The organism is Flavobacterium sp. (assembly GCF_039916025.1).
In the GTDB taxonomy this organism is placed as follows: domain Bacteria; phylum Bacteroidota; class Bacteroidia; order Flavobacteriales; family Flavobacteriaceae; genus Flavobacterium.
The window spans coordinates 24,382-38,264 of record NZ_JBDSMB010000147.1 but is presented as its reverse complement, the minus strand read 5'-3'; the positions used below and the strand labels follow the sequence as shown (position 1 = coordinate 38,264).

Genomic DNA, 13,883 nt, shown 5'->3' with positions numbered 1-13,883 from the left:
CCGGGAACAACTGGGCCAAAGAAATGAATTTTATCACCTTTTCTAATAGCTTGGATAACTAAGTCTTCAACATTGTCTCCTGTATTATCAATATTGATTTCCATCAATACATTTTCGTCGAATGTTGCTGCTCCAGTTGAAGCCGGCGTTAACAAACCCTGAGTATTCATAACGAATACCATGTTGTTGGTGTCTTGCCCCTGAAAAGCGTAAACATCAGTAATATCAGAAGCATTACCTGTAACCGCTGGTGCGTCAATGTGGTCAGCTGCAATAAAGACTAGACCAGAAATGGCTAAAAACGATAGCCCTAAATAGATTTTTGTTTTTTTCATTTTAAATTATTTTTAAGATTATATTCAAATGTACGTGACTACTTATCTTTTGGTTTTATACAATTTGATTTTTAGTTTGTATAATTCAACTAAATATTTAATTCATAAAAAAAGGCATATATCTCTATATGCCTTTTTTTTAAGCAAAAAAACTTTACCAAGCGGTAGCTAGATAAGGGAATGTCGCTGTAAATGCTTTATCATTTGCATTAACATGATCAGAAGTCAACCCAGCATTGTCTCCACCTGTTGGTCCACCAAAAATCAATAATAATTCAACATCAATCACGTCATCACCTAAAGTTCTTCCTGTTAAAACATTAGTTCCATCAAAAAAGGTTGTTGGTGCTGTTTTGCTCACATTCAGTACATCAGTAGCTAAAACCCCTGTAAAAGTTGCTGCATCAAGTCCTAATGCATTGGTTGTATAGCCCGGGTTTAAAGCCAATAATCTTGATTGGAATACTGATTGATAAGCTGCCCCCATTTGTGAAGGAAGTGTTGCATTGAATGCATCTTTAGGTGTACCTGATGCAATAAATACTGTGTTAATCGCTGGTCGTGCCATTTGATCCTTCTGTAGAAATGTTCCGGCAAAATTAACACCAAATTTATTAGTTACACTTGAATCGATTTTTTCATCATTACTACAGCCAACAAGTAAGGCAGAAGTAAATAGTAAACCCAAAACTATCTTTGTTATTTTATTTGTTTTCATGATTTTTAAATATTTAAGTTAGTTATTGTTTAGTTTTGGTTTCAGCCCAAATATTGATTGATGAAGAAGATCCTAATAAAGATTTAGGAACTTCTACTACCATAGAAAGCACATTGGTTCCCGCAAATGAATCAGTACCTGGATTGTTAAAACCAGTAGCATTTCCTGCTAAAATAGCTTTGAATTGACCTAAGTCAAAAAAGAAAGGATCGTCTCTTGGTCCGGCAAAGAATTTCATCCCGCTTTTTTGACCAATAATAGCTGGTTCGCCATAATTAGAAATTTCCACGCTGTTTGCTGTTGCTGTTGTATTTACAGTACTTGTTAAACCTGTGGTTTGTGGAGCAAACGGTCCAAAGAAATACATCTTGTCGTTTTTTCTAATTGCCTGAATTACTAAATCTTCCACATTATCGCCATTGTTGTCAATGTTGATTTCTGTTAGAACATTTTCGCTAAATGCTGCTGCAGCTGTTGCGCCCGGAGATAATAATCCCTGAGTGTTTACTACAAATACCATGTTATTCGTGTCTTGCCCCTGGAAGGCGTACACATCGGTAATGTCTGAAGCATTACCAGTTACTGCAGGTGCATCAGCATGATCCGCAGCAATAAAAATTAGACCTGAAATCGCCACCAGCGACAGACCTAAAAGTAATTTTGTTTTTTTCATTATGTTATAATTTTGACGTTAATACAATCATGTACGGAATAAGATTCCTTTTGGTTTAAAAAAATGTTAAAAATTTGAAAAAAATTAAAATTGTAGTTTTAAATAAAAGTTACCTATTTTTACAATAAATAATTTAATCGCTATGACACAAGAAGATTTATTACCTTTATTATTAAGGAAGGAAGAAAGGGCATTCACCCAATTGTATGATATGTATTCCAAAAGCCTTTTCAGTATCATTACCAATTTGATTAAAGACCGGGAAGAAGCCGAAGACGTGCTTCAGGAAGTCTTTGTTAAGATTTGGAAAAACATTGATAGCTATAATCAAAGCAAAGGACGCTTATATACATGGATGCTTAATATCACTAGAAATACTGCTATTGATAAGTTACGTTCTAAAGGTTATAACAACAGCCAAAAAAACCTCTCTTCTGATAATTTCGTACATCTGTTGGATGACAGTAATAAGTTGACGAATAAAATTGATAGTATTGGATTAAGAGATTTTGTAAACAAACTCAAACCAAAATGTATTCAGTTAATAGATTTATTGTTTTTCAAAGGATTTACACAGCAAGAAGCTTCGGATGAGCTAGCCATCCCGCTTGGAACTGTAAAAACCCAAAATCGAAATTGTATGAATGACCTACGAACTTTTTTAAAAGTATAAATGGAAACTAAAGAATATATTGAATCAGGAATTTTGGAACTTTATGTTTATGGTTTGTTAAACGAATCAGAAAACGATGAAGTTACCGCTATGGCTTTCAAACATGCGGAAGTTAAAGAAGAAATTGTATTTATTGAAAAGGCTATTATTAACCTTTCAAGCAGTTTTTCTCCTTTTATTTCTCATAGTCAGTTTGAAAAAATAAAATCACAACTGGAACTGAAACACAGTAAAGTTGTAACAATGAAATCAGGAAGCAATTGGACAACTTATCTTGGTTGGGCAGCTTCTATCCTATTGTTGATTGGTATTGGTTACCAATATTCAAAAGTGAATGAATGTAAAAATCAAGTGGTAACTGTAGAGCAAGAAAAATCAAAATTGCAGGAAACTGTAGTTGATTTAGAAACGAGAAACAAGGAAACTGAAACTGTTTTGAATGTAGTTCGTGACGAAACTAATACTATTGTTACGCTTGGTGGACAAGCAGTTGCTCCAACAGCTAAAGCTAAAATCTACTGGAATAAACAAACTCAGGTTGTTTATGTAGATGCCAGCGGATTACCGGAACCACCAGAAGGAAAAGAATACCAAATCTGGTCTTTGAAATTAGTTCCGCAATTAACTCCAACAAGCATTGGTATGCTGACCAACTTCAAAGGAAACAAAATCAGGATATTTGCTGTAGAGAAAACCGGAGATGCTGAAGCGTTTGGAATCACACTTGAACCAGCCGGCGGAAGCGCTTCGCCTACTATGGAGCAATTATATACTTTAGGAAAAGTATAAATCAAATTAATAAGCAAAAAAAAGTCCTCTCGTTACAAATAACGAGAGGACTTTTTTTATTTCTTTTTATAATACTTTCTATACTTTGGGTAAGTTACAATTCCGATTAAACTTATCGTTCCTAGTGAATACCAAATCCAGCTCAGTGATTTTGCTTCTCCGCTTGCATACGAATGCAAACCTGTTAAGTGGAAATTCACACCATAATAAGTAAACAATATCGACAGGAAAGCAAACATTGCCATCAGGTTAAACAACCATTTATTGCGTAATGCAGGAACAAATCGAGCATGAATAACAAAGGCATATACCATAATGCTAATCAAAGCCCAGGTTTCTTTTGGATCCCAGCCCCAATATCTTCCCCAACTTTCATTTGCCCATTGTCCACCAAGGAAGTTTCCGATGGAAAGCATTACCAATCCAACTGTCAAAGACATTTCGTTGATAATCGTTATTTCTTTGATGTTCAGTTCCATTTTAGCTTTGTTCTCTTTTGTGGTGAAAAGTATCAATAGTAAAGAAACAAATCCTAAAATAGCTCCCACAGCAAAAGGCCCGTAACTCGCCACTATAACCGCAACGTGAATCATTAGCCAATAGGAATTCAATACCGGCTGTAAGTTTCCAATCTGCGGATCAATCCAGTTAGCGTAAGCAGCTGTTAATATCATAGCTGAAACAAACCCACACGAAGCAACTGTTAACTTCGATTTGCTCTTGAAGAATAATCCGAATATAGAATCAAATAGGTATTTGATTGAAAATGCTGGTTTCCTTTTAGGCCACGCAAACGCCAAACCAAAGAACATTGTAGACCAGGCAACATATACAATAGCTTCATAGGCATTGCTCCATGGCGCGTGTCCCGAAATATACCACCTGAAAATTAATGCTGTTGTATGCAGAGCGAATAGCAATCCAATACTGAGATGCATAATGTTGATAATGATCCGAACCCATTTTTTGTCAAAGAAAATCTGGAGGATAACAAATATAAACATCAAGGCAGCAGCCATCAAATACCAATAAGGCAATTTTTGCAGCACATCATATTTGTTATACAATATCTCGTAATCAATTTTTTTATCCGAAGGTCGGACGGCGCTTCCATACTTTTGCTGATACCTTTCAATACCTGCTAAATATGTATTTGCCATAGTATAATTTTTTGTCTGACTTGCCTTGGCAGCTGCTTCAAAATAAGCAGGTAAAGCCAGCTTGATGGTATCAAGTGCTGTCCCTGTAGGATGGCTGATGTCTAAATAGGAAACCCATTTGTTATTCGAATCTTTTGGTACCGGGAAAATGGTCAATATCTGCCCGCTGAGTGCCATATTTAATAGTTCGATCTTTTCGTCAGCAGCAATGAAATCTTTTTCAAACTGAGTTTGGTTCGCAGATTTTTTGGCTTCATCGACATAGCTGCCTAACTTATAGTTTCCCTTGTCGTCGATAAAGGATCTGAAGCTGGCAAATTCCTGTGTTGCCGGAATTCCCAATATTTTACGAATACTGTCATTCCCTTTTTTGATGTAGATTAATTCTGTTTCATACCAAAGCTGTGGAAACTGAGCCATTGAAATAAACACCTGATCAGAATTCATTTCATTATAAGTATCCTTGTGATGTACTTTTCGCAATAGCTCTGAAGAAAATGTGTTGATAGGTTTCATCCTTCCACCGGCATCCTGAATCACCAGTCTTCCGAATTGGGCAGCATTTTTTTCTGCCACTTTATATTTGGTAAAAACCGAATCAATCTGTTTTTGAGTTATCTGCTGCTCATTATGATTTGGCTGTTTTTGAGCTATTCCATCAAACGAAATCAATAAGATTAGAAGAGCGGCAAATTTGGCTTTCTTCTTTTCAATATTACTCAACTTTCTTTTCAAATCCGTAAAACGTGAACCTTTGACAAACAAAATAGCCATCAGGCAGAAGAACAATAAGAAATACCCAACATAGGTAACAGTTGTTCCCCAAAAATCATGGTTTACCGAAAGCACTGTTCCCTTCTCATCAGGATCAAAAGACGCCTGGAAGAAGCGATAATCTTTGTGGTCAAGGATATGGTTCATATAAATTCGAACGTTTTTGTTTTCATTGCTGTCAATAATAGTTACTTTGCTTTCAAATGATGCAAAGTTGGTATCAGAGCCTGGCTGTTTCTTACCGATAAAATCGTTCAGCTTTAAGCTAAAAGGAAGTGTATAAACTTTGCTTCCGTACATCAAAGTAAACTCTAAACTTCCTAGTTTGACAACCTTTGGCTCGCCTTGTTTTCCTTTTGAGCCAACTAATGTAACTTCTTGTTCTTTACCATCAGTTTTTACGAGTAACGTAACCGCATCATCTCCATTTTTAGCTTTGAAATTACCACTTGGTTTGTATGATTTAATTCCTTTTTTTGGTTGATCCGGAATTACAAATTGAGAACCACCAACATTATATAACGAGCGATACATCAACGTTTGAACAGAATCTTTTGTCACTTTTCCTTCCAGTTTGTCAGCCATTCGCATGAATTGTCCATCAAACGGAGAAGAAATAGTATTGGTTTTGGTATCAATATTAATGGCGCCATGGGTTGGGGTATTCAAAGCAAACAACACATTGTGAATGTTCTGGACTTCGCCTTCTTTTAACATATGTTCATGTCGTGTTCCTTCACCCGATTCTACTAATTTCAAATAAACATCGCCGGTTGCTGTTTCCTTGATGGTCTCTTTGGCATCGAGAACAAAATCTTTATACTCAATTTCTAATGGAATTTTATCAAACTTGTCAGTAATAGAAAAATGATTATTTGCAACCGGAGAAAGCAATAATGGTTTTTCAAAAACCCTGCGCATCATTTTCCCATTATGAATGCCATCCACAAAAACAGTCAAATAATTTTTATCAGAATAAAACTGATTCGAAACTGCGCCTTCACGAATTGGCATCATGCCTTCAAAACTGATATATCTGGTAATAAAAGCCCCCGAAATAATAAAAATAAAAGACAAATGCAGTAACAATGTTGCCCATTTTTCTTTTTTATAAAGCTTGTAACGCTTGATGTTTCCAACGAAATTAATCACAAAAAACAACATGATGGCTTCAAACCACCAGGAATTGTAAACCCAAATTCTTGCTGTATCCGTATTGTATTTACTTTCTATGAATGTTCCTGTAGCCATCGCAACCGCAAAACCAAGAAACAAAAGAGCCATTAATCGTGTAGAGAATAAAATCGAGTATATTTTCTTTTCCATAAGTTGGAATAAATTTTTAAAAAAGTGCTACAAAAATAACGTAAATAAATAGATTTCTACTTCATTTATTTGTGGTTTTAATTCTTTTTTAAGAGTTGCGCATTTCTTTTATTTAAACTAAAAAATGAAATTAATTTTCAATAATTTAGCCACATGATTCGAGTGTCAATTATTGGTTCAGGAAATGTTGCCCAACATCTTATTCAAGCATTCAGTAAAACTGCTGATATTGAATTGGTTCAGGTATTTACAAGAAAGGCAGCATCGGTTTCTCATTTACTTCCAATTGACAAAATTCACACTAATTATAATGAACTCATTGCTGTTGATTTATTTATAATTGCAGTAACAGACGATGCTATTGCAGAAGTTTCTGCAGCATTTCCGTTTAACAATCAGTTTGTGGCACATACTTCGGGAAGTGTTTCAATAGAGGCAATCGACAGCAAAAACAGAAAAGGTGTTTTTTATCCTTTGCAAACGTTTTCAAAATCAAAGGAAGTCGATTTTAAAACCATTCCGATTTGTATCGAAGCACAAAAAGGGAAAGATTTTCAAATTCTTGAAACTGTTGCTAAATCTATTTCAAATACAGTATATAAAATCAATTCTGAACAACGAAAAGCATTGCATGTAGCGGCTGTTTTTGTGTCAAATTTTGTCAATCATTTGTATCAGATTGGTAACGATATCTGCAATGAAAATGATTTGTCGTTCGATATTCTAAAACCATTAATTCAGGAAACTGCCAATAAAATTTTGACGCTTTCGCCAAATGAAGCGCAAACCGGACCAGCGAAAAGAAATGACACACAAACCATAAATGCACATCTGAGCTTTCTGACAGATGACAATCAAAAGGAAATTTATAAAATGTTAACAAAATCTATTATCGATAATGGGAAAAAGTTATAAGGAAATACTAAACAACATCACAACCTTCATTTTTGATGTAGATGGCGTTTTAACCGATAGTTCGGTTCATGTTACGCCTACTGGTGAAATGTTGAGAATCATGAACATCCGCGATGGTTTTGCCATGAAAGCAGCTGTTGAAAGCGGTTATCATGTTTGTATCATTTCCGGTGGAAATAATGAAGGTGTTCGGATCCGATTGAAAAATTTGGGAATTACTGATATCCATTTGGCTTCGTCGGATAAAGTAGCCACTTTTAAAGAATACGTTGCAAAATACAACATAAATCCGGAGCAGGTTTTATATATGGGCGATGATATTCCCGATTTTCATGTGATGCAGTTAGTTGGCATGCCTGTTTGTCCGCAGGATGCAAGTCAGGAAATCAAAGCTATCTGCAAATACATTTCGCATAAAAAAGGCGGAAAAGGCGCTGTTCGGGAAATGATAGAACAAGTAATGAAAGTACAAGGCAAATGGCATATGTACTATAATGGCAAACACGATTGATTAAAATTATGAGTTATGAATTATGAGTTAAAACGAATAACCAAATCCACGAATAAATCAAATTAACAATAAATGAAATACTTAAAATTAATACGTTACCAAAACCTCTTACTGCTTGCTTTCATGCAGCTTCTTTTGCGTTATGGATTTTTAAAATTCCAAAACATATTTTTATCATTAACCGATTGGCAATATGGATTGTTGGTTCTTGCAACAGTTTTAATTGCTGCTGCAGGATATATTATAAATGACATTTTAGATCAGGAAACTGATCGTGATAACGATAAAGAAAATGCAATTGTTGGTAAACTCATTTCTGAAAAAACTGCCTATAATTTGTATTTTATTTTAAATATAGCTGGTGTTGTTATTGGCTATTATTTAGCCAATGTGATTCACAAACCTAGCTTTGCCGGTGCATTTATAATTGTTTCTGCCACTTTATATATGTATGCGACAAGTTTGAAACAAATGCTTTTGGTTGGTAATATCATTGTTGCCTTGCTCCTATCTTTTAGCGTTATTATCATTGGTCTTTTTGATTTGTTGCCTGCTACCTATGAAGGTAATCAAACAGAAATGGGCGTTATGTTTTCGATATTAATTGATTATGCGATTTTTGCTTTTATCATTAATTTGATTCGCGAAATAGTGAAAGACATGGAAGATGTGGAAGGCGATTACAATAGCGGAATGAGCACATTACCAATTGCAATTGGAACTGAAAAAACTTCGAAAATAGCTGCTGCATTAGGCATAATTGCTACATTAATTTTGCTTTGGTATATCAATAACAACTTAATGGTATCTAAGCTTTATTATGCTGTGATTTACGGTTTGCTTTTTGTTATTGCGCCAATGATTTTCTTTGTGGCTAAAATTTGGAATGCCAAAACAAAAGAAGATTTTCGTTTACTAAGTACTGTTTTGAAATGGATAATATTTTTTGGAATACTTTCCATTTTAGCCATTAATTTAAACATAATGTATAATGTTAAGGGATAAACTCAAAGGTTATAAAATAATCTTAGCTTCGGGTTCGCCCAGAAGACAGCAGTTTTTCAAAGATTTAGATCTTGATTTCGAAATCCGCTTAAAAGATATTGAAGAAATTTATCCGGATGACTTACAAGGTGTAGAAATCACAAATTATTTAGCCCAATTAAAAGCCAATGCTTTTGACGGAGAAATAACTGCAAATGAAATTCTGATAACCAGCGATACTATTGTTTGGCTGAATAACAAAGCTTTGGGAAAGCCTAAAGATTATGATGATGCTTTTGCCATTTTGAAATCGTTATCAAACGAAACACATGAAGTAATTACTTCAGTTTGCTTTAAAACAATTGAAAAAACGGAAACTATTTTCGATGTTACCAAAGTGACTTTCAATCAGCTTTCAGATGATGCCATTCATTATTATCTTGATAATTACAAACCCTTTGACAAAGCCGGAGCTTATGGCATTCAGGAATGGATTGGCTTAGTTGGCATTACCAGAATTGATGGTTCATACACCAATGTGGTTGGGCTACCAACAGAAAAAGTATACCACTACTTGAGAAATTACAACTGAAAACAGTAACTTTACGAAAAACAACCTGCTATGTCTGACACTATTAAATTCCCTTTCTATATTAAACTTTCGGCCACGCTTATTAGTTTGGCAACAATATTCGTTACGCTTTTTTTTGGTCAGGAAATTATTTGTCCGATACTGCTCGCCCTACTTTTTGCGATAATGCTTAGACCTATAGTTAGCTTTTTGATTAGGAAGCTTCACTTTCCACATTTTATCGCTGTCATTTTTGCAATTATTCTTTTTGTGCTGTTGTTTTTGGGAGTTTTCTATTTTTTATCCATTCAAATCAGTGATATGACAAATGATTGGGGAAAAATTAAACACAATTTCTACTATCATTTAGAACATTTTCAGCAAATGATTAGAGAAAACTTCAATTTGAGCAAGCGTGAACAAAATGAAATTATCACAAACGCTACGAGTGACAGCATGAGTTCGGGCAAAAAAATTGTCGGCACCACTTTAAATTCCGCTGCAGACATTCTTTTAAATATAACCTTGATCCCTATTTATACTTTCCTGTTTTTGTTGTACCAAAATCATTTTGTTACGTTTTTGTGTAAATTGGTAAAACCTGAAAGCCACAAAAAATTGCGTGAAGTTTTATCTCAAATAAAGATTGCCGTACAAAGTTATATCACAGGATTGTTATTTGAAATGATTGCTGTTTCTTTATTAACAACTATTGGATTATATTTAATTGGATGTGAATATTTCATACTACTCGGAATCATAACCGGTATTTTAAATTTGGTTCCCTATATTGGAATCCTTTTTGCCGGTGCATTGAGTATTGTAATTTCGCTTTCGGGCTCCACAGATTTAACTATTGCTTTAGGAGTTATAGGTGTAAACCTCGTTGTTCAGTTAATCGATAACAATATTCTGGTACCAATGTTTGTCAATTCAAAAGTACAAATCAATGCTTTGGTTTCTATCGTCGGAATCATTATTGGAAATGTTTTAGGTGGAATTACCGGAATGTTCCTGGCCATACCAATTATAGCTATCCTGAAAGTTATTTTCGACCGAATCGACACACTTGAACCTTGGGGTTATTTATTGGGTGATGATATCCCTAAAACTTTCGAATGGCATAAAATCAGATTTCCTCATTACAATTATCGTTACACATCAACACCTGTTGATATAAGCACTGATGTAACACCAACTATGCCTGCAGAAGTTACTATTACACCAACAGAAATTAGTCTCACGCCAACAGAAGATAGCCTGGAAAAAGATCAAAATAGCGCAGATATCAACGTTGACAAATAGTTTTTATTAAGTATTTTTACATAAAAAAATATGTTATTCTTCTCTAGTCTAACCAAAGAAGTTATTGCCACAGGAATTCTTTTGGCAATTGTTATATTTCTCAGAATCGTCGCAGCAAAGCTAATTCGACGTTATGCCAAGCTATCTTCCATTATGGAACATAGAACCAATTTGGTGATTAAGTATATCCATTTATTGATAAACGTACTCGCAATTATTGCAGTAATAGTAATTTGGGGTGTGCAAAAAAAGGATATTTTCTTTACGCTTTCTTCGGTGACAACTGTAGTTGGTGTTGCCATGTTTGCTCAATGGTCAATTTTGAGTAATATTACATCAGGGATTATCCTGTTTTTCTTTTTTCCTTTTAGAATTGGAGATATTATTCAGGTGCATGATAAAGATTTTCCAATACAAGCCGAAATTGAAGATATAAAAGCTTTTCATATGTATCTGAAAACCGATAAAGGAGAACGTATTACTTATCCAAATAACCTACTGCTACAAAAAGGTATTTCTATCATCACATCTAAATTTGAAGACAAAGAATTTACTGATTGATATTTATTAAATCTCATTTTAACAAAATATTTCTTAGGTGTGAATTCCATAACTTATACCAAAATATGTGTAACATTACTCATTTCATTTAGTTGCAATTTTACCGTAAGCAATAATGCTTAATTCAAAAAACAACTTAAGATGAAAAAAATGACTTTTTACACGATGATAATGTTAATGACTTTATCAATTACACCAATGTTCGCAAATTCTCCTGAACCAGCGGCTGTAAGCACTACTACTAAGGAAGTGCCTGCTGAAGTAAAAGTAATGCTCAACAGATTGGAAGAAATAAAAAAAATGGACAAATCAGAGTTGACTTCTTCAGAAAGAAAATCACTTAGAAAAGAAGTTAGAGCAATTAAAACAAATCTAAAATCAACAGGAAATGGCGTTTATCTTTCAGTCGGGGCTATTATTATAATTATCCTTTTGCTAATTATTCTTTTATAGTCAAATCTAAAAGAAGAAAAATGCAAAATTTACTTTACACAATAGCAATAATAATGGTCATCCTTTGGGCCTTGGGATATTTTGTTTATGGCACTAGTGGATTAATTCACGTTCTGCTGGTTATAGCTGTAATCGCAATAATATTGCGGTTAATCAGAGGAAGATCTTAACAAATCAGCCATTCAAAAAAAATTGGCATGATTATTTCAAACAACATTAAGTATAACTAAAAATAATTAAATTATGAAAACTATAAAATCATTGATGCTTGCAGCTTTATTATTAATTGCATTCAATACAAAAGCTCAGGTAGCAGTAAAAGTGGATCGAACCTATGGAATCACTCCAAAATGGGCACCAACTGCTCCGGCCAAAGTAAATTATTATTATCTTCCGGATATTGAAACATACTATGATGTACCTGCTCAACGATATATATATCAAAAAAATGGTGTTTGGACTCGTACAGCTGTACTTCCAACCCGTTACTCAGGTTATGACTTATATAAAGGTAAAACCGTTTACTTAACAGACTATAGAGGTAATGCTCCTTATAAATTATATAGTAAACATAAAGTGAAATATGTAGGAAGTAAAGCCTGGAAGAAAAATGGTCACGACAATGGTAACCATTACGGACAAATGAAAGGAAAAGGAAAACCTAATGGTACACCTGGAAAAGGAAAAGGCCACGGAAAAAAATAAAAATTTATAAAATCCATTAAAAAGCAAAGACTTAGTCTTTGCTTTTTTTTATTACATAATGTATTACAAATACAAAAGTCTTGATAATCAATATTTTGTATAATACAATTCTTAAAAAAAATTGACTAAAGTGTATTTCGTCGATTTTTTTTGCGTTTTGACTGTTTTATTGAAAATTTATTATATACATTTGTCTAATAATTTTTTATGTTTTGTAAAATGATTGTATCGTTTTGTGCCCCAAAACTTAAAAACAAAAAGTCAAAATCATGAAATCATTAAAAAAACTATTCCTGGTGCTGTTTCTTTTTACTTGCTATTTGTCGAGTGCACAGACTTCCAAAGGTGATGTGTCTTCGTTACCTATTGATTCTAAAACGAACTGTTATGTCCGGTATTATTATTTCCCAAACCTTGAAGCCTATTTTGATAATCTTGAATTAGTTTATCATTATAAAGTAGATGGGCAATGGCAAAAATCTGAAAATTTACCAACTAATTATGGTGGTTATTCGCTTTACAACAAAGTAAGAGTATCTATTACGGATTTTGATGGTGATGAACCATACCAACTTCTCAAAACCCATAAGAAAATGTATCCTTATAATTCTAAAGGCAGATTTGCAAATCAAAGTGCTTCTGCTTCTACTGAATAAAAACGTATACTTATTTACATAAAAAAACCTCTTATTTCGATAAGAGGTTTTTTTTATGGTGTAAATGTGAGTTCTAAAGTTTCGAAATCATTTTACCAATGAATGTATTTGAAACTTTTTCAGCTAACATTGAGCCGAGAAATCTTTTAATACTATTATTACTTCCCAGTACTTTTTCTATTACATATTTTGTACCGGTGGTAGCTGCTATTTTGACCAAATCGTTACGTGTTTCACTATCTGCAGCAATATGCGCAACAGATTCCTTTAGAATTGTTCCAATGTTTAAAGAATCTTTTAAGTCTTTAAATTGTTCGCTGATAATTGATTCCTGCTGTGATTTGAGAATTTTCAATTCGGCAATTCTATCCATTAGGTCTTTTTCACATGCTATAGCTGTAGTTTCCATAAATTAGTATTGTGATTTTTTGGCCATTTTTCTTTTAATAAAGTTGTTGCAAACCGGACCTTCAATTAATTTCTTTTTATTGAAATGAAAAATGATGGCCACGAGAAGGTAAAATCCACCAACAATAGCAAACCCTATATAATCTATCTGAAGCAAATCAGATAAATAATAAGCAACATAAGCACTACCAAAAAGAAGGAATAAAACTAACATGACTCCAACTATGAGTGCACTGATAAGTCCTGAAATTATATCCGAAGAATGATCAATGACTTCCAATTTAATGAGCTCATAGTTAGTGTCTGCATACTCTTTCAAGCTGTCAGTCAGCGCTTCTAATTTTTCATTTAGTTGCATATTGAGGA

General features: G+C 33.8%; 17 protein-coding genes and 1 pseudogene. 12 read left to right on the top strand and 6 right to left on the bottom strand.

The window, feature by feature from the left end; genetic code table 11:
* Positions 1-62 precede the first annotated feature (62 nt).
* The 3 genes and pseudogenes from ABIQ27_RS11290 to ABIQ27_RS11280 form a co-directional block, all read right to left on the bottom strand.
* Positions 63-335 (bottom strand): annotated as a pseudogene (locus tag ABIQ27_RS11290) (DUF4331 family protein); the annotation flags it as partial.
* 154 nt (positions 336-489) lie between these two features.
* Positions 490-1,053: a DUF4331 family protein gene (locus ABIQ27_RS11285; RefSeq protein ID WP_348034004.1), complete on the bottom strand. Its 564-nt coding sequence runs from the start codon at positions 1,051-1,053 to the stop codon at positions 490-492.
* Positions 1,054-1,075: 22 nt separating this feature from the next.
* Positions 1,076-1,726 (bottom strand): DUF4331 family protein, encoded by a 651-nt coding sequence (locus ABIQ27_RS11280; RefSeq protein WP_348034003.1) that lies wholly within the window; start codon positions 1,724-1,726, stop codon positions 1,076-1,078.
* A 142-nt stretch (positions 1,727-1,868) separates the two neighbouring features.
* Between ABIQ27_RS11280 and ABIQ27_RS11275 the strand changes: the two genes are divergently transcribed.
* Positions 1,869-2,399, top strand: coding sequence for a sigma-70 family RNA polymerase sigma factor (locus ABIQ27_RS11275; RefSeq protein WP_348034002.1), 531 nt, complete (start codon positions 1,869-1,871; stop codon positions 2,397-2,399).
* Positions 2,400-3,188, top strand: coding sequence for an anti-sigma factor (locus tag ABIQ27_RS11270; protein WP_348034001.1), 789 nt, complete (start codon positions 2,400-2,402; stop codon positions 3,186-3,188).
* A gap of 56 nt (positions 3,189-3,244) precedes the next feature.
* Here ABIQ27_RS11270 and ccsA read toward each other — a convergent pair whose 3' ends face one another.
* Positions 3,245-6,448: a cytochrome c biogenesis protein CcsA gene (gene ccsA / locus ABIQ27_RS11265; protein ID WP_348034000.1), complete on the bottom strand. Its 3,204-nt coding sequence runs from the start codon at positions 6,446-6,448 to the stop codon at positions 3,245-3,247.
* A gap of 153 nt (positions 6,449-6,601) precedes the next feature.
* On the opposite strand from ccsA, the gene ABIQ27_RS11260 reads away from it, so the two are divergent.
* From ABIQ27_RS11260 to ABIQ27_RS11215, 10 genes are all read left to right on the top strand, one after another.
* Positions 6,602-7,363, top strand: coding sequence for a DUF2520 domain-containing protein (locus tag ABIQ27_RS11260; RefSeq protein ID WP_348033999.1), 762 nt, complete (start codon positions 6,602-6,604; stop codon positions 7,361-7,363).
* On the top strand, positions 7,347-7,874 hold the full coding sequence (locus ABIQ27_RS11255; protein WP_348033998.1) for an HAD-IIIA family hydrolase: 528 nt from the start codon (positions 7,347-7,349) through the stop codon (positions 7,872-7,874). The genes ABIQ27_RS11260 and ABIQ27_RS11255 overlap by 17 nt, the downstream gene beginning before the upstream one ends.
* A gap of 72 nt (positions 7,875-7,946) precedes the next feature.
* Positions 7,947-8,879, top strand: a complete 933-nt coding sequence (locus ABIQ27_RS11250) for a geranylgeranylglycerol-phosphate geranylgeranyltransferase (RefSeq protein WP_348033997.1) — start codon at positions 7,947-7,949, stop codon at positions 8,877-8,879.
* Entirely contained in the window at positions 8,866-9,450 is a 585-nt protein-coding gene (locus ABIQ27_RS11245) for a Maf-like protein (RefSeq protein ID WP_348033996.1), read from the top strand. The genes ABIQ27_RS11250 and ABIQ27_RS11245 overlap by 14 nt, the downstream gene beginning before the upstream one ends.
* 30 nt (positions 9,451-9,480) lie before the next feature.
* The gene (locus ABIQ27_RS11240) at positions 9,481-10,734 is read left to right on the top strand and encodes an AI-2E family transporter (protein WP_348033995.1); all 1,254 of its coding nucleotides are present in this window, start codon (positions 9,481-9,483) and stop codon (positions 10,732-10,734) included.
* A gap of 30 nt (positions 10,735-10,764) precedes the next feature.
* Positions 10,765-11,295 (top strand): mechanosensitive ion channel family protein, encoded by a 531-nt coding sequence (locus ABIQ27_RS11235; protein ID WP_348033994.1) that lies wholly within the window; start codon positions 10,765-10,767, stop codon positions 11,293-11,295.
* A gap of 141 nt (positions 11,296-11,436) precedes the next feature.
* The gene (locus ABIQ27_RS11230) at positions 11,437-11,748 is read left to right on the top strand and encodes a hypothetical protein (RefSeq protein ID WP_348033993.1); all 312 of its coding nucleotides are present in this window, start codon (positions 11,437-11,439) and stop codon (positions 11,746-11,748) included.
* A gap of 20 nt (positions 11,749-11,768) precedes the next feature.
* Positions 11,769-11,918 carry a lmo0937 family membrane protein gene (locus ABIQ27_RS11225; protein ID WP_348033992.1) on the top strand — a complete coding sequence of 50 codons (150 nt, stop codon included), beginning with the start codon at positions 11,769-11,771 and terminating at the stop codon, positions 11,916-11,918.
* A 73-nt stretch (positions 11,919-11,991) separates the two neighbouring features.
* The gene (locus ABIQ27_RS11220; RefSeq protein ID WP_348033991.1) at positions 11,992-12,453 is read left to right on the top strand and encodes a hypothetical protein; all 462 of its coding nucleotides are present in this window, start codon (positions 11,992-11,994) and stop codon (positions 12,451-12,453) included.
* A gap of 269 nt (positions 12,454-12,722) precedes the next feature.
* On the top strand, positions 12,723-13,109 hold the full coding sequence (locus ABIQ27_RS11215) for a hypothetical protein (RefSeq protein WP_348033990.1): 387 nt from the start codon (positions 12,723-12,725) through the stop codon (positions 13,107-13,109).
* A 73-nt stretch (positions 13,110-13,182) separates the two neighbouring features.
* Here the strand turns inward: ABIQ27_RS11215 and ABIQ27_RS11210 are convergent, their stop codons facing one another.
* Together ABIQ27_RS11210 and ABIQ27_RS11205 are read right to left on the bottom strand one after the other, a co-directional pair.
* A complete protein-coding gene (locus ABIQ27_RS11210; RefSeq protein ID WP_348033989.1) occupies positions 13,183-13,518 on the bottom strand; it encodes a hypothetical protein in 336 nt (111 codons plus the stop codon).
* Between the two features lie 3 nt (positions 13,519-13,521).
* Complete coding sequence (locus ABIQ27_RS11205) at positions 13,522-13,875, bottom strand: phage holin family protein (protein ID WP_348033988.1); 354 nt, start codon at positions 13,873-13,875, stop codon at positions 13,522-13,524.
* Positions 13,876-13,883 lie beyond the last annotated feature (8 nt).

Bases quoted from the DNA above. Each gene is read 5' to 3' on its own strand.
- ABIQ27_RS11250 (WP_348033997.1), top strand. From the start codon at position 7,947: ATGAAATACTTAAAATTAATACGTTACCAAAACCTCTTACTGCTTGCT.
- ABIQ27_RS11285 (WP_348034004.1), bottom strand. From the start codon at position 1,053: ATGAAAACAAATAAAATAACAAAGATAGTTTTGGGTTTACTATTTACT.
- ABIQ27_RS11240 (WP_348033995.1), top strand. From the start codon at position 9,481: ATGTCTGACACTATTAAATTCCCTTTCTATATTAAACTTTCGGCCACG.
- ABIQ27_RS11280 (WP_348034003.1), bottom strand. From the start codon at position 1,726: ATGAAAAAAACAAAATTACTTTTAGGTCTGTCGCTGGTGGCGATTTCA.
- ABIQ27_RS11270 (WP_348034001.1), top strand. From the start codon at position 2,400: ATGGAAACTAAAGAATATATTGAATCAGGAATTTTGGAACTTTATGTT.
- ABIQ27_RS11215 (WP_348033990.1), top strand. From the start codon at position 12,723: ATGAAATCATTAAAAAAACTATTCCTGGTGCTGTTTCTTTTTACTTGC.
- ABIQ27_RS11220 (WP_348033991.1), top strand. From the start codon at position 11,992: ATGAAAACTATAAAATCATTGATGCTTGCAGCTTTATTATTAATTGCA.
- ABIQ27_RS11255 (WP_348033998.1), top strand. From the start codon at position 7,347: ATGGGAAAAAGTTATAAGGAAATACTAAACAACATCACAACCTTCATT.
- ABIQ27_RS11245 (WP_348033996.1), top strand. From the start codon at position 8,866: ATGTTAAGGGATAAACTCAAAGGTTATAAAATAATCTTAGCTTCGGGT.
- ccsA (WP_348034000.1), bottom strand. From the start codon at position 6,448: ATGGAAAAGAAAATATACTCGATTTTATTCTCTACACGATTAATGGCT.
- ABIQ27_RS11210 (WP_348033989.1), bottom strand. From the start codon at position 13,518: ATGGAAACTACAGCTATAGCATGTGAAAAAGACCTAATGGATAGAATT.
- ABIQ27_RS11235 (WP_348033994.1), top strand. From the start codon at position 10,765: ATGTTATTCTTCTCTAGTCTAACCAAAGAAGTTATTGCCACAGGAATT.
- ABIQ27_RS11225 (WP_348033992.1), top strand. From the start codon at position 11,769: ATGCAAAATTTACTTTACACAATAGCAATAATAATGGTCATCCTTTGG.
- ABIQ27_RS11260 (WP_348033999.1), top strand. From the start codon at position 6,602: ATGATTCGAGTGTCAATTATTGGTTCAGGAAATGTTGCCCAACATCTT.
- ABIQ27_RS11230 (WP_348033993.1), top strand. From the start codon at position 11,437: ATGAAAAAAATGACTTTTTACACGATGATAATGTTAATGACTTTATCA.
- ABIQ27_RS11205 (WP_348033988.1), bottom strand. From the start codon at position 13,875: ATGCAACTAAATGAAAAATTAGAAGCGCTGACTGACAGCTTGAAAGAG.
- ABIQ27_RS11275 (WP_348034002.1), top strand. From the start codon at position 1,869: ATGACACAAGAAGATTTATTACCTTTATTATTAAGGAAGGAAGAAAGG.